11 protein-coding genes are annotated in these 15,003 nt (G+C 47.9%); 1 reads left to right on the top strand and 10 read right to left on the bottom strand.

Features of this window, described 5'->3' with window-relative positions; genetic code table 11:
• Window positions 1-2 precede the first annotated feature (2 nt).
• From A4R26_RS00780 to A4R26_RS00760, 5 genes are all read right to left on the bottom strand, one after another.
• Window positions 3-1,019, bottom strand: coding sequence for a SpoIIE family protein phosphatase (locus tag A4R26_RS00780; protein WP_081158655.1), 1,017 nt, complete (start codon window positions 1,017-1,019; stop codon window positions 3-5).
• Window positions 1,012-1,425: an anti-sigma regulatory factor gene (locus tag A4R26_RS00775; RefSeq protein WP_207625653.1), complete on the bottom strand. Its 414-nt coding sequence runs from the start codon at window positions 1,423-1,425 to the stop codon at window positions 1,012-1,014. Before A4R26_RS00775 ends, A4R26_RS00780 begins: the two co-directional genes overlap by 8 nt.
• The gene (locus A4R26_RS00770) at window positions 1,406-1,801 is read right to left on the bottom strand and encodes an STAS domain-containing protein (RefSeq protein WP_081158653.1); all 396 of its coding nucleotides are present in this window, start codon (window positions 1,799-1,801) and stop codon (window positions 1,406-1,408) included. Before A4R26_RS00770 ends, A4R26_RS00775 begins: the two co-directional genes overlap by 20 nt.
• A gap of 2 nt (window positions 1,802-1,803) precedes the next feature.
• On the bottom strand, window positions 1,804-2,670 hold the full coding sequence (locus A4R26_RS00765) for an STAS domain-containing protein (protein WP_081158651.1): 867 nt from the start codon (window positions 2,668-2,670) through the stop codon (window positions 1,804-1,806).
• 492 nt (window positions 2,671-3,162) lie between these two features.
• Window positions 3,163-5,574: an ABC transporter permease gene (locus A4R26_RS00760; RefSeq protein ID WP_081158649.1), complete on the bottom strand. Its 2,412-nt coding sequence runs from the start codon at window positions 5,572-5,574 to the stop codon at window positions 3,163-3,165.
• Window positions 5,575-5,843: 269 nt separating this feature from the next.
• Between A4R26_RS00760 and ygiD the strand changes: the two genes are divergently transcribed.
• Window positions 5,844-6,725 (top strand): 4,5-DOPA-extradiol-dioxygenase, encoded by an 882-nt coding sequence (ygiD, locus tag A4R26_RS00755; RefSeq protein WP_242674792.1) that lies wholly within the window; start codon window positions 5,844-5,846, stop codon window positions 6,723-6,725.
• A 267-nt stretch (window positions 6,726-6,992) separates the two neighbouring features.
• Here ygiD and A4R26_RS00750 read toward each other — a convergent pair whose 3' ends face one another.
• The 5 genes from A4R26_RS00750 to A4R26_RS00730 form a co-directional block, all read right to left on the bottom strand.
• Window positions 6,993-7,727 carry an SDR family NAD(P)-dependent oxidoreductase gene (locus A4R26_RS00750; RefSeq protein ID WP_081158647.1) on the bottom strand — a complete coding sequence of 245 codons (735 nt, stop codon included), beginning with the start codon at window positions 7,725-7,727 and terminating at the stop codon, window positions 6,993-6,995.
• An 8-nt stretch (window positions 7,728-7,735) separates the two neighbouring features.
• Window positions 7,736-7,954 (bottom strand): tautomerase family protein, encoded by a 219-nt coding sequence (locus A4R26_RS00745; RefSeq protein ID WP_081158645.1) that lies wholly within the window; start codon window positions 7,952-7,954, stop codon window positions 7,736-7,738.
• Between the two features lie 405 nt (window positions 7,955-8,359).
• Window positions 8,360-10,558, bottom strand: coding sequence for an alpha-galactosidase (locus tag A4R26_RS00740; protein ID WP_081158643.1), 2,199 nt, complete (start codon window positions 10,556-10,558; stop codon window positions 8,360-8,362).
• Between the two features lie 41 nt (window positions 10,559-10,599).
• A complete protein-coding gene (locus A4R26_RS00735; protein ID WP_081158641.1) occupies window positions 10,600-12,564 on the bottom strand; it encodes a sialate O-acetylesterase in 1,965 nt (654 codons plus the stop codon).
• A gap of 82 nt (window positions 12,565-12,646) precedes the next feature.
• Window positions 12,647-14,992: a glycoside hydrolase family 95 protein gene (locus A4R26_RS00730; RefSeq protein ID WP_081158639.1), complete on the bottom strand. Its 2,346-nt coding sequence runs from the start codon at window positions 14,990-14,992 to the stop codon at window positions 12,647-12,649.
• Window positions 14,993-15,003: the final 11 nt, after the last annotated feature.

Raw genomic sequence — 15,003 nt, 5'->3', positions numbered from 1 at the left:
GTTTACAAATTTATTTTGCATGCCACCACTGAGGTATCATCTGTGTTACGGGCAAAATCCTTTATCAGTGTTGCGCACAACATGGTTAAATCATATCGCATAATGGTCGGATATCTTGAAATATCCCATCTTGTTTTTATTCCATCACTGCACATAATGAGCACCTGGCCATTCTCAAAAGGCATTTCATGTGATTTGAGGGTATTGGGCACATTCAACCCGATAATACCGTTATAGGCCATGTACCCTTTCAATTCCCAGCCATCGAAGATCCTGGTTTGAATATTACCGATACCGCATATGCGCCATATTCTTTCATTGAGATCGAGCGATGCCACCGTGCCTACCAGTCCCCGCGTTTTTTTTACCGAGGCATTGATATGCCTGATGATCGACGTGGGTTCTTTTTCATGACATTTCATAAAAACTTCGCCTGCCTGCGTTACCGCTTTTTGCGCTTCGGGTCCGTGCCCGAGGCCATCGCCCAGAAAAAGGCTGATGCAATCGGTTGTCGATTTCTGAAAAAACCCATCGCCGCAGGCCCGTTCACCCGGTTTGGGTATTATCACCGACCTGATCTGGGTGGTAGTAACGGGATCGAAATAAAGCGGTTCTTCTTTAAATACCCTTATTACCGTTACGGTGCCCCAGTCCCTTACTGAATACACCTGGAACACATCGCTCAATCTTTTCATGGCTCCCATGCCCTGTCCCAGCGTGTTCTTGGTAGAAACCCCGTCAACCATCATGCGGCTGACGTCGGCCATGCCCATGCCTGCATCGATGCCTATCAGTTCCAAATAAGTTTTTCCATTTGCTTCGTTCACTTTTACCATTACCTGTCCGCCCCCGCCATGTTTTACCAGGTTGCTTACCAGTTCGGCTACGATGATATCTATTTCTCCTGTTCTTTTTGCGCTGAAGCCTGCATGGAGTGTCAGCGTATGGACTTCTTTTTTTATGATCGAGAAATAGCTTCTGTCTGCCACATTCAATAACAGGTGTACATTGTTATCCATTCTTCCACTTGATTATGGTAACGGTGGTTCCTTCTCCCACGATGCTTTTTATGTCGAATTCATTGACCAGTCGTTTAGCGCCGGGCAAACCAATGCCAAGGCTTTTGCCCGATGAATAACCGTCTTTCATTGCCAGGGCTATGTCGCCGATACCGGGGCCTTTATCCTGGAAGGTAAGCCGGATGCCGTTGTCACGTCCCTGGCTGATCACTTCTATCAGTACGACGCCGCCATTGGCATATTTAAGCATATTTCTTACCAGCTCGCTGGCCGCGGTGATCAACTTGGTTTGATTCACGAGGCTCATCCCGATCTTGACGGCATATTCTTTTACCCGGTTACGGAAAGGCACTACATCCTGTTCCTTCTCAATTTTCATGGTGTCTTTATTCAGTACTATCTTCATCTTGTACTGTTTCGTCTGTAAGATCGATCTTGTGCATTAGCAGGTCCATACCCCGTTCTACATTCAGTGCTGTATGTACACCTTTCAATTCCAGGCCCAGTTCTATCAACGTGATGGCAACGGCGGGTTGCATGCCTACAACCACGGTTTCTGCGTCCATGATCTTCGACATGCTGCCGATATTACCTAAAATACGGCCCATGAAGGAATCTACGATGCTCAATGCAGAGATGTCGATCAAAACGCCTTTTGCGCCTGTTTTATTAACCATTTGAACCAGGTCGGTTTCGAGGTTGGTAGCCAGCCTGTCGTATAAATCGATCTGAATGGTAACCAGTAAAAATTTCCCCATACGGAGAATGGGAATACGATCCATATTTAATTATCTGCTTTTTCTTTTTGAATTTTCTTTATCTCCAATCTCATCACGTTAAATGCATAACGTAAAGCACTGGCCATGGTAGCCTTGGTAACAACATGCGAAAGGTCGATGCCGAGGTGTACAACGGTTTGGGCGATCTCGGGCCTGATACCGCTGATAATGCATTCGGCACCCATGAGTTTGGTAGCGGAAACCGTTTTGATAAGATGTTGTGCAACCAGTGAATCTACCGCGGGTACGCCTGAGATATCGAGAATGGCAATGGTGCTGCCGCTTTCCACTATTTCCTGTAACAGGTTTTCCATAACCACCTGGGTGCGGGCACTGTCGAGCGTGCCGATGATGGGCAACGCCAGGATGCCATCCCATACCCGGATCACCGGCGTTGAAATTTCCGCAATTTCACTTGTCTGGCGCAGGATCACATCTTCGCGGCCCTGGATAAATGTTTCGAAAGTAGTGATCCCAAACGCGTCCATCAATTTATTCAGGTACACCGAGGTCTGGAACAGGAACTCGGGATCATCCTTTATTTCCTGTTGCAAAGTTTGCAGCAGGGCGTCTTTCAAACTGAATACATAAAAACCCGTATCGCGCGGGGTGTACCCCTGGCGGGCACGGGAGATCGAAATCCCCGAAAGCACTTCCCGAACTCTATCGAAATCTGCCGATCCGCTGTCTTTGATGTTCTTATCGTTCAATGTGCCAAGCAGTTCATCAAGTAATTCGTTAGACTGCTCCTGCAGGTCTTCATTGCTCATTAAATTGTCGCGCAACGATTCATCGGATAGCTGTATGGTCATCCATGTTTCCAGGATTTGCTTTCGTTTTTTCTGCAGCAGTTTTGAAATATCGGTCTTCATATTAAAATAAATGTTTTAATAGGTAAAAAAGGTCTGTGCATTAGTCAATGCATGACCACGCATTTTATTTTGGAATAATCTTGTTAAGAGAGTTATCGTTTACTTATCCGGGAGAGTACTGTTTCTGAACTTGGGTAAAAATTTCCACAATTTTGAGAAAATATCGAGAGTGCTCGCATCAATCAGGTTCCTTGTTCAAGGTTGAAAAGTTCTTTCAACGAGTAAGTAAAAACATTTTCAGGGCTTATATCTATTGCAGAAAACGCTGTATGGAGGAGGCTCCTTAATGCGAATAGTAACTTTAGATTTTGTCATCATATGCATTTTGAAAGTAATAGAAGAATAGGCCCGACTGTAAACTTTGCAAAGTTTGTACCACCTGAAACTCTATTGCAGGAAAGTGCGGCAGGAGATGAAAGAGCAATGCCTCCTGGCGGAGGCATTGTTAAAAGTAGATTAATAATCGGACAACGTGCTATTTGAAATGCGCGCTTACTCATTACGTAACGATTGCACCGGGTTAACCCGGGCCGCTTTAACCGATTGCCAGGCGATCGTTATCATGGCAATGCTTACGGTGATGAAACCGGCCTCCAGGAATACCAACGGCCCTATTGAAATGCGATAAGAGAAATCGTTTAACCATTCATTCATGGCCAGGATGCAAAGCGGAACGGCAATTACCACCGCAATCAGCACGAGTTTGATAAAATCCTTCGACAACAATAATACAATACCGCTTACCGATGAACCCAGCACTTTACGAACGCCAATTTCTTTCACCCGCTGTTGCGCCATAAAGGTGGAAAGGCCCAACAGGCCGAGGCAGGCAATGATAATTGCCAGGCAGGAAAAGAAGGTGAACAGTTTTCCGAAATGCTGATCGGCTTTGTACTGATCATTGAAGCTGTCGTCAAGGAAATGATACAGGAATGGCCGTTGCGGCGCCAGCTTGTCCCAGGTCTTATGCAGGCTTGCCAGGGTAGCCGAAACATTGTCGCCTTTTATGGCAACGGAAATGCGGTTGAGCGACCACGGGTAACCGTATCGCAATGTAAGCGGTTCCACCGGCTTGTGAAGCGAACGGAAATTGAAATCCTTTACCACGCCGATAATTGTGCCCTTTCGCCCCCATTGTTCAAACTTCTTACCAACAGCGTCGGCAGGGTTCGAATACCCGTACATTTTTGCCGCTGCTTCATTGATCACCATGGCCCCGGCACTATCGGTAAGGTAAGCGCGCGAATAACTTCGCCCGGCCACCATGGGTATACGATACGTGGGGATGAAATCAAAATCTATTTCATAGATCAACGGCACCTTGTTGGTCATTTGCCCTTCGGGTGTTTGTATGGAGGTACCGGCATTGGGAAGAAATTCGCCGGGCACGGCACGCGAAGCGGCAACGGCAATAACACCGGGCTGGCCGGCAATGGCCTTTTTGATGGCTTCAATATTTTTACGAACACCCTGATCGTTCTCAAAATCGAGCACCAGCATCTGGCTTTTCTGAAAACCCAGATCATGACTGTTCAAAAAATGCAATTGGTTATATACGATAATCGTTCCTGCGATAAGCGCAATGGATAAGGTAAACTGAAAAACAACGAGCGCTTTGCGGAATGAAATGTTGCCGCCGGTTGGGTTGAACCTGCCTTTCAACACGGTTATGGCCCTGAACCCCGACAACACAATGGCGGGATAAATACCAGCCAGCATACCCACTATTACCGCAAATACAACTATACCGGCAAAAACAAGCGGACTGAAGAAATTCACATAAGCGATCTCTTTACCCGATAGTTTTTCTATCAATGCCATACCGGGGTGCGCCAGCATCAGCGCAATGACTACAGCCCCCAGCGACAACAGGATAGATTCAAACAGGAACTGCCACATGAGGCTCGACGGCTTAACGCCCAGCACCTTTCGCACCCCTACTTCCTTCGCCCTCTCAAGCGAACGGGCTGTTGACAGGTTCATAAAGTTGATACAGGCGATAAGCATTATGAAAACAGCAATACACAAAAACAGGTATACATTGAGCAGACTGCCCGTGGGGCCGGGTTGCCGGCCTGCCACCGAATGCAGGTAGGCATCGGTCATTTTTTCAAATGCAATTGCATACCCTTTGTCTTTCGGATTATTCCGTTTTACAAATTCTGCGCTTTTAGCCTTTATTGATTCAACGGATGCATTTTCTTTCAGCAACAGGTATGTATAAAAATCAACATAGCCCCACCAGCCAAACATCTCTGGCGCCACTTTTCTTACGCTTGCCAGGGAAATAAGGCCGGTGAAGGTAAAATGGCTATTGGGCGGAACATCTTCCATAACGCCTGTTATCAGCAGGTCGTCTTCATTGTCAACCCGGAAAACTTTTCCTACCGGGTTGTCATTACCAAAGAATTTTTGAGCCAGTGTTTTAGTAAGCACGATTGTATTAGGCGCCACCAATGCGGTTTTCGGATCGCCCTGGATCATTTTCCAGCTGAACACATCGAAGACGGTGGAGTCTATAAACAACAGGCTATCCTGTTGAAAACGTTTTTCGCCGTATTGCATCAACAGGCTGGCCGGACTCATGAACTGCACTACTTTTTCGATCTCGGGGAAATCTGCCTGTAACGCAGGTCCTACCGGCGCGCAACCCCACACCTGGAATTCCTGGGGGGACGGCGCGGCCGGCATAGTTCCCTGCTCAACGCTTCGGAATGTTTGCGTAACCCTGTAGATCCTGTCGCGTTTTTTATGGTAGCTATCATATGACCGTTCGTGGTACAGATACAAACCGATCAATATGCAACACGCCATTCCTGTTGCCAGCCCGGCAATATTTATTAGGCTGTAAAATTTACGTTTCATCAGGTTTCGCCAGGCGATCTGGAAATAGTGACGGAGCATTGTTGATTGGTTTTGTGCCAACACCAGAACAAGCCATGTGCCATTGTGTAAATGCCTGTAATTAAGGGGTTATACATGCAAGAGTGTTCAATAACGGGCATCAGATGTACGGTATTGATACATTTAGTTAAATTGCCGGCGAATTACCGGTAAGCCGAACATTGAGAATATGGCGTTGTTACTTATTCAGTTAACACTTAAGAACAATTACAACTGGCAGGCCGGTTGTAAGGTGTTGCATAACTGATCTGCATTCGAAAAGCGTTAACATGGAAAGAAAACAATTTATACAATCAATAATAAAAGGAGCAGTAGGCATGACGACATTGTCTGCATTCAACAATTTCACCGATAGCTTACCCGAACAGGAGCAGTTGATGCCGGTACTTTTTGTAGGGCATGGCTCTCCAATGAACGGGATTGAAGACTCGGAATTCAGCCGCCGGTGGACGCAGATGGCCAAAGAAATACCCACCCCCAAAGCAGTGCTGGTGGTATCGGCACACTGGTTCACCCAGGGCACTAAGATCACCGCTATGGATTTCCCAAAAACCATTCACGATTTTGGCGGTTTTCCCAAAGCATTGTACGATGTACAATACCCGGCGCCCGGCGATCCCTTGCTGGCAAAGGAAACAGCGGCGCTGATCCATACCACCCAGGTTGAATTGAACCACGACTGGGGCCTTGACCATGGTACCTGGACGATCGTTCGTCACATGTACCCCAATGCCAGGATCCCTGTTCTGCAGCTAAGCATCGACTATAGCAAGGGCCCGCAATATCATTATGACCTGGCCAAAGAAATATATGACCTGCGCAAAAAAGGCGTATTGATCATTGGCAGCGGTAACATGGTGCATAACCTGAGAATGGTAGCCTGGGATAAACTGAATGAAGTTGATTATGGATTCGACTGGGCAAAAACGATCAACGATAAATTCAAGTCACTGATCATGGATGGAAATCACCAGCCACTGATCAATTATAGCGAACTGGGCAAGGATGCCCTGCTGGCCATTCCTACGCCCGAACACTATTTGCCGCTGCTGTATACGTTAGGTTTGAAAGGCAATAAAGATACTGTTTCGTTCTTCAATGACAAGGCTGTGGGTGGTTCGCTTACGATGACGTCGGTGAAGATCGGCTAACGTGGTGAATGGGCAAAGGTCAATGGTGAATGGGCAATGGTGAATGGTGAATGGGCTCGCGAAATGGCAAACGGCAAAGGACTCGCTGGCTTCGTAAATGGATACTTTACAATGCTGCGAGTTTTGCCTTTATGTCTCGTTGCCTCGTTGCCTTTGTGCCTCGTTGCCTTTGTGCCTCGTTGCCTTTGTGCCTCGTTGCCTCGTTGCCTTTATGCCTTTCCCTCTATGCCTTTATGCCTCGTTGCCTCGTTGCCTTTCCCTATTTCCTCAATTCAAATTGTGACCCGCAGCCATTCCACCATCTACATTGATGATGGCGCCGTTAATGAAATTGCTTTTTGCTACCGTATATACCATCTCCGCTACGTCTTCCACTTCCCCTACCCGGTTCAACAAGTGCAGACCGGCGCTTTGATCAACGGTATCGCCATGCATGGGCGTACGAATGGTGCCCGGCGCAATGGTATTCACCCTGATGTTATGCCGGCCAAATTCTGCCGCCAGTTGGATCGTCAATGAGTGGATAGCCCCTTTGCTCGATAAAGGCGCTGTGGTTGGCGCACCACCCAGTGCATGGTTCACCAGCGGCGTACCGATGTTGATCACTACCCCGCCCTTTTGTTTCAGCATTTGTGGTATTACCGCCTGCGTGGTGAAGAAAGTGCCCTTCAGATTGGTTTTCAAAAAGCGGTCGAGGTACGCTTCGTCTACTTCCAGAAATGGCCGGGTTTCGAAGATGCCGGCATTGTTCACCAGCACATCGGCCGAACCAAACCTGGATATGGCTGTCGTTACCAGCAGGTTGCCGGTATTTTTATCGCTTACATCGCCGGCAACCATGGCCAGACTGCTACCTGCGCCCAGTTCCTGGTAAACCTGTTTCAACTTTTCGGGCGTGGCGGAATTGATCACCACGTTATCGCCTCTTTCCAAAAAATACCTGGCTACTTCCCTGCCAATTCCGGATGATGCCCCGGTTACAATAATGGTTTGCTTTTTCATATTTAATGTTATTTTTTATCTGCAGTAATTCCTCTTTCCCGTAATACCGATACCTGCTCGCCGGCATAACCCCAGTCGTCCAGTTCAACTTCCTGGATCACCACATGGGTCAAATGCGGGTCTTTGTTAAGAATATCGGTGAACAGGCCGGTGATGCCTTTGATCAATTGTTGTTTTTGTTCGCGGGTGACGCCTTCTCGGGTCAGCTCTACTTTAATGTATGGCATAAAAATGTTCTTTGATTTTGTTGTTGTGATTGACAACACAAAGGAAGGAAGGATCGGGAAAGTGATTGCGTGAGCTACATCACAATTTCGGGGAAATGAGCAATGAAAAAGAGAATACAGAATGCAGCATATCGAATGTCCAATGTAGAATGTAGAAGTGGAATACAGGGAAATTAAGAATGAGAAATGAAAAAGTAAATACAGAATACAGAAGTGAACCTGTATTGCTTTCGCCTTTCGGTTTTCGGCTGTATTCTGTATTCGCTTTCAGCTTTCGGCTTTCAGCTTTAGGCTGTATTCTGTATTTACTTACGGCTTAAAGCTTAAAGCTGTATTCTGTATTTGCTTGCGGCTTACAGCTTAAAGCTTACAGCTGTATTTTCTTTTGGCCTTGAGCTGTATTCCCTACTCTGCCTTCAGCTCCAGCACCACACTCGCCCGGCTGGCCTTTACATCGGGATTATACCCTACCTTCATCAGGAACTCACCGGTATAGGTTTTGGTATCATCGATCGTAGAACTGGTACCGGGATACAGGTTAAGCTCTTTTATCCTGTAGCGTTTTTGGGCATCGAGCCCTTTTAGCCGGATGGGGCGCGAACTGCCCGCATCATACCTGTTGTTGACAAGATAATTGAAGATAACGCCCGTTGTTCTTTCTTCATTGAGATACAACACCGCCGCTACATCATTCCCAACGGGGTTCTGCAACCGGTATTGATTGCCCTGCCAGATAATGGGTTTTACGGCATTGTAGGTTTTTATGGCATCCTGGCAGAACTTAAGATCCTTTTCGTTCAACTTGCTCACCACTATATCGAAACCCAGTTTGCCCATCATGGCAACATCTGTACGGTATTTGATCGGTTGTTTGCCCCAATCGGTTACGTGGTTGCCCGAACTTACAGCAGGATAGAAATAAGAATATTCCCATTGCATAAATACCCGCTCCAGCGGATCGGTGTTATCGCTTGGCCAGAACTCGGTAAAATATTGCAGGGCTGCGTAATCAACACGGCCGCCGCCGCCCGAACACAACATCATCGGTACAGTAGGATATTTTTTCCTGAGCTTTTGCAATACCGAATACAATCCCTGTACATACTGTACATAAAAATGCGACTGGTTTTTCAGATGTGCCGAATAAGCATTGTAAACCACCGCATTGCAATCCCATTTTATATAGGCCAGCTTTGGATTTTTTGTAAACAGGTTGTCGATCGTATTGAATACAAACTGCTGTACCTGCGGATTGCTGAGATCGAGCACCAGCTGGTTCCGGAAATAATATTCTTTGCGGTTGGGTTGTTTCACCACCCAGTCAGGATGCTTCTCATACAGCTCACTGCGCGGGTTCACCATTTCGGGTTCTACCCAAATACCGAATTTTACATCATTCGCCTGCGCTTCACTAACCAGCGACGCGATGCCATTCGGTAATTTGGTTTTGTTCTCCTGCCAGTCGCCCAAACCGGCATCATCATTATTGCGCGGGTATTTATTGGCAAACCAGCCATCATCGAGCAGGAACAGGTCAACGCCCAGTTCTTTGGTATCTTTCAACAGCGCTTTTAATTTCGTTTCGTTGAAATCGAAGTAAGTAGCTTCCCAGTTATTCAATAAGGTCAACCGCGATCCTTTGCCACCGAGCAGTTTATAGTTGCGCGCCCAGCTTTGCAGTTTGCGGCTGGCTTCACCTTTTCCGTTGAACGACAAAACCGATAAAAATACCGGGGTAGTAAATACTTCACCGGGCGTCAGCGTCATCGCCGATGCGTGGTTGTTGATACCGGCAATGATGCGCAGATTATCCTGGTTATCGAGCTCGAGGTCGATCCGGAAGTTACCGCTCCATTCAAGCGAACCATACAACACGGCGCCTTCGTCTTCGGTAGCGGGTTGGTTCAGCGAAACCATAAACGAGGGCGGCTGAAACAGGTTGGTACGGGTACCTAATTTCGAATCGAGTGTTTTTATGCCATGCGTTAGTTTGCTTTCTTCGGCCTGCATTTCCTTTGCCCAGTCGCCATGGTATTGCCGCAACCAGAAATCGTCTGCTTTCAGGTATAAATTGGCAGAAGCAAATTTTTGCAACACCACATTTCCTTTCTCATTATTTTTTATTTCGCTCCATTGCTCGGTTACGTCTTCTTTGAAATAGGTTTTATAAAACAACTTTACTTCAAGATCGTAAACGGGGTCTTTCAATACAACGGTAAGCAGCGATACATTATCGTTCAGCTTTTTTGTTTCATGCCGCACATATTGCAGGTCGAGTGAATTATTGCCATCTGCATGGGTAACGGTCAACGCAGGTTCAAACAAATTGCGCGAACCTGAGGTGGCGTACGCCGCGTTCGACACACCGGTATACTCAGCGGTTTGTTTATACACGGCCGTTATTGCTTCATATTCTTTTTTATCCGTCAGCTTTGGCCCCAGGTAAACGATGTTCAGGTTATTGGTGCTGTTGGTTTGCAGCACCAACGCATTGCTTTTCGTTTCTACCGGAATAATAGTTCCCTGCGCAAATGCCTCTGTTTGTACAATCGTTAATAAGGCGACAATGGATAACCCACTCAAACCGCTCAGTTTCTTTAGCATGGTACGTTAATGTTACTTGTTTTTGTTTCTATTATTATATTTTATGGCCTGTAGCTTACGCCTTCCGTTTTTTCTTTCCAGCGATCGGTACGGAATGGCGCTGCCGGAAAACCGTCTTTATTGAACAGATTCGCATTGCCTGCATCATCGGCCCAGGCATAGCGGACCGCAACGGGTTTTGCTACCTCATCTGCCGATACAACTACCGTTGCGCCGGCTATGGTTGCTTTTGCCGGATAAAACTGCTGATCAGCGCCGGCCACTTCAAAACCCGATAACGCATTTGCCGAACCCTTTTTTGCCATAAGGCCACTGCCAATGCCTGTAAATTGAACCACCGCCTTGTTTCCCTGCACCTGCATGGTTTTGTATACCGGTCCGGAAGCGATCATCTTAATACCATATGTTTTTTGCAATGCCAGTGCAGCAAGCCGTTTTCCCACATCCTGTTTATTACGGGGATGAATGTCTGCGGCATCGCCTATATCGATGGTAACGGCCATACCTGTATTGGGCAGTGATGCCGCCATACTTTGCGCTTCGCGCAATTCGGCCCAGGTACTGCCTTTGTTGCTGTTTCCGTTGGAGGCGCTGTAACTGGCAAGTTGTACAAAATAAAATGGCATGGCCGGGATCCGGAAGCGTTTACGCCAGTCGTTGATGAGCAATGGCATCGCCTTGCGGTATTCCACCGCACGCCCGGCATTGTTCTCGCCCTGGTACCAGATAGCTCCTTTGATGGCCAGTTTTTCTATAGGGTGTATCATGGCATTGTACAACACGGACGGGTAATCGTTCGGTCCAACACCTGCATTCAGGATGATGCTTTCAACATTGTATTTCCATGTACCGGCAAGTGAGGTAGTTTTTCCATCAACAGCAAGCGAGCAGTCTGCCGCCTCGCCATAAATGCCGCCCCCGCCACCGGTATCCTCTATACGCACCGCGATAATATTTTTTCCTTTTTTCAGGATGCCTGCATTTATATTGTACACCCGCGGCACGTTATAACCGGTAATACCACCCACTTTAATGCCGTTTACATAGGTAATATCATTATCATCGATCATGCCCAGTTTCAGTACTGCAGGTTTACCGGCACCGGCTTCATCGATGATGATCTCTTTCCGGAACCACAAAATGCCATCTATCTTTACGGCCGGCTGCTGGTTCTCCCACAATGCCGGCACGGTCATGTTATTCCATTTGTTATCGTCATATTCAACTACCGGCCACCGGCTTAAACCGCTGGTATCTATTTTATCGAGATTTACCGAATGAAGATAATCCCTTACTACTTTTTCTTTTTGCGCACTTAACTCAGCGGTGCTTTTTTCAGGCGCCAGCTTCATCAGTTCAGCATATGCTGGTTCCGTTCTGAAACCGGCGTTGCTGATCCAGCTTTCGATATTGGTGCCGCCCCAGGTAGAGTTGATCAGTCCTACAGGCACCTTCAACTGCTGATGCAGCGCGCGGCCAAAGAAATAGCCCACTGCCGAAAAGGGAGGAATATTCCGGGGCGTACAGGTTTGCCAGTAACCGCCTTTTATATCCGGTACCGGTTGTCCCTGTACGTCTTTTTCAACCGTGAACAACCGGATGGCCGGGTAATTAGCCGAGGCAATTTCCTGTTCATAGTTATATACCTGCCCCCACCCGTTCAATGGCATTTCCATATTCGACTGCCCTGAGCAAACCCAGAGATCGCCCATCAGGATCCCTTTCAGGGTTATTGTGGTTTTACCTGTTACCTGTAACTGGTAAGGCCCGCCGGCGGCTTCCGGCGCCAGCACGGCCTCCCAACTGCCGCTGGCGCTGGCATGAACGGTTTTATTTTGATTATGGAATTGTACGGTAATATTTTCTGCCGGTGATGCCCAACCCCAGATGCGCATGGGCGCATTGCGTTGCAACACCATGCTATCGCCAAAGATCTTTGGTAACCGTAATTGGGCGTTCAATGTGCCTGTTAACAGGACACTTAATCCTAGTATTATCCTTTTCATATGCGAGCGAAAGTTTTAAAAGGTACAATTTACTAAGAAGTGGTAACAAGTTGACGAGTTAACCAGTTAACTTGTTAACTCGTCAGCTACCCCTTACTTCCGTTACAGCGGCAATCATAGCATTATTGATCTTTAACTTAACGCGCTGCTTCTTTTTACTAAAAACCCTATACGAAACTATCTTCCCCTCTTTCCAGGTAAATTCTACGGTAATGCCTCCCCTCGCCTTCATTCCCTTCACCGATCCTTCCTTTTTCCATTCATCGGGAATGGCGGGCAGAAAATGAATAAACCCTTCATGGCTTTGCAACAACATTTCGGCAATACCGGCGCCGGCGCCAAAGTTGCCGTCGATCTGGAAGGGCGGACCGGCTGATAATAAGTTCGGGTATACGCCCCCGCCTGCGCCGTAATTGATACCTGTTTTGCGGGTAGGCTTCATGATCTCGCGGAAGAGCTTATACGCGCGGTTGCCATCGTGCAGCCGCGCCCAGAACAATTGTTTGTAGGCGATTGACCAGCCGGGCCCATCATCGCCGCGTACATTCAACGATCTCTTACAGGCTTCGGCCCATTCGGGTGTTTTGGAGGGCGTGATCACATTGGCCGGGTACAACCCGTACAAGTGGGAAATATGCCGGTGCTGCGGATCGGTTTCCTTATAATCTTTCAGCCATTCCATCAAACGGCCATCGGCGGCGATCTGTGCGGCAGGTGGGATCTGTTTGAGATTTTCCTTCAGTTCCCTGCGGAATGCTTCATCGATGCCCAGGCGTTCAGAAGCGGTTATAACGTTGTTGAACAGCTCGTGCATGAGCTGGTTATCGATGGCTGCACCCATACAAATGGCGGCGTGTTTGCCGCTGCCATCGGGCATGTAAAAATGATTTTCCGGTGATGATGAGGGCGCCGTCACCAGCCAGCCCGTTTCCGGGTCTTTGATAAGAATGTCTGCATAGAATTGGGCACTGCCTTTCAATACCGGGTAGATACTTTTCAAATAACTGAGATCATTGGAATACGCATAGTGGTCCCAGAGATTATTGCAAAGCCAGCCTGAGCCCGCCTTGGTAACGCCCCAGGAGGCGCTTTCGCCCGGCTCGGTGAACATCCAGGGATTGGTGATCACATGCGCCACCCAGCCGCGTGCATTGTAATAGGCTTTGGCGGTGCGCTCGCCATGCGGCACCATTTGTTTCACCAGATCGGCCAGGGGCAGGTTCAGCTCCGATAAATTGGCCGGCTCAACGCCCCAATGGTTCATTTGCACGTTTACATCGAGATGGTAATCGCCATTCCACGGGGTGTGGATCTCGTGCGCCCACAAACCCTGTAAGTTGGGTGGCAATAAACCCACGCGCGTACTGCTGATGGAAAGATAACGGCTGTATTGATAGAACAGGACCGTAAGCCGGTTATCGGGAATGGTTGACCCATAAAACTTATCCAGCCGCTGATCGGTTGGCCGGTCATCTGCCCCTGAAGCGCCCAGATCGAGCTGCATGCGGTTAAACAGCCGCTGGTAATTATCGATGTGTTTTTTCTTTTGTACGCTATAAGGCACTTTCATGGCCTTTGACAGCAATTCGTTTGCATGTTGCCTGAACGCCGCATCGCGAAAACTGGTTTTGGCAGAAAAGTACAGTATAACTTCAGTAGCGTTCTTTACCACCAGCTTATTGCCCGCTGCAGCCACGCTTCCACCTTTCAGCGACAGCGCCACCTTCGCCACATATTCCATGCCTTTGCCGTCGGTGCCGTTCTCGAGCTGGCCGCTCATCTGTAGCTGATTGCCTACGGTAGTTACCGTAGCTTTTTCTTCGCGCGAAAGCGATACCTCCATATTCAGTGCGCCCGGCGCACTGGCGGTAAACCGCGCCATGCCAACATCATCGCCAAAACTGGTAAAATATTCCCGCGTATACGTAACCGCTCCTGCTTTGTAAGTACTGTTTGCAATAGCACTATCAAGCGATAGCTCGCGGCGATAACCTGTAAAAGCATCTGTTGATGCATCGTTAAATGTAAGGGTTAGCCGGCCCAGGGTTTGAAAACAGCCAAAAGGTTCGGCGCCCGAGCCTTTACCGGTACACACGAAATCCCTGTCGATCAACGCCTGCGCCTCCACGTTCTTACCCTCCAGCAGTAACTTCTGGATCTCGGGCAGTTTCTTACTTGCATTATAATTATTCGCATCCTGCGGCGCGCCCGACCAGAGGGTGATATCATTCAGCACAACAGTTTCCTTCATTACCCCTCCATCGGGCATCATGCCGAGGCGGCCATTACCCAGGGGTAAGGTTTCTTCCCATTGCGCCGCCGGTTTATCGTACCATAAACGTAATGGTGTTTTTTGCTGCGCCTTTGCACCGCCCGTTCCCAACAGGGATAAAAATAAACCGGCACTAACCATCTTGCTTCTTATCATCACTATGAATA

Source organism: Niastella populi (genome assembly GCF_002078015.1).
Taxonomy (GTDB): Bacteria; Bacteroidota; Bacteroidia; order Chitinophagales; family Chitinophagaceae; genus Niastella; species Niastella populi.
Note: the sequence above shows the minus strand (reverse complement) of the source record. Positions and strands in the feature narration are given on the sequence as shown.

What these genes read in the sequence shown, in the direction of transcription:
- A4R26_RS00780 (WP_081158655.1), bottom strand. Translation starts at nt 1,019, where the DNA reads ATGGATAACAATGTACACCTGTTATTGAATGTGGCAGACAGAAGCTAT.
- A4R26_RS00775 (WP_207625653.1), bottom strand. Translation starts at nt 1,425, where the DNA reads ATGAAGATAGTACTGAATAAAGACACCATGAAAATTGAGAAGGAACAG.
- A4R26_RS00770 (WP_081158653.1), bottom strand. Translation starts at nt 1,801, where the DNA reads ATGGATCGTATTCCCATTCTCCGTATGGGGAAATTTTTACTGGTTACC.
- A4R26_RS00765 (WP_081158651.1), bottom strand. Translation starts at nt 2,670, where the DNA reads ATGAAGACCGATATTTCAAAACTGCTGCAGAAAAAACGAAAGCAAATC.
- A4R26_RS00760 (WP_081158649.1), bottom strand. Translation starts at nt 5,574, where the DNA reads ATGCTCCGTCACTATTTCCAGATCGCCTGGCGAAACCTGATGAAACGT.
- ygiD (WP_242674792.1), top strand. Translation starts at nt 5,844, where the DNA reads ATGGAAAGAAAACAATTTATACAATCAATAATAAAAGGAGCAGTAGGC.
- A4R26_RS00750 (WP_081158647.1), bottom strand. Translation starts at nt 7,727, where the DNA reads ATGAAAAAGCAAACCATTATTGTAACCGGGGCATCATCCGGAATTGGC.
- A4R26_RS00745 (WP_081158645.1), bottom strand. Translation starts at nt 7,954, where the DNA reads ATGCCATACATTAAAGTAGAGCTGACCCGAGAAGGCGTCACCCGCGAA.
- A4R26_RS00740 (WP_081158643.1), bottom strand. Translation starts at nt 10,558, where the DNA reads ATGCTAAAGAAACTGAGCGGTTTGAGTGGGTTATCCATTGTCGCCTTA.
- A4R26_RS00735 (WP_081158641.1), bottom strand. Translation starts at nt 12,564, where the DNA reads ATGAAAAGGATAATACTAGGATTAAGTGTCCTGTTAACAGGCACATTG.
- A4R26_RS00730 (WP_081158639.1), bottom strand. Translation starts at nt 14,992, where the DNA reads ATGATAAGAAGCAAGATGGTTAGTGCCGGTTTATTTTTATCCCTGTTG.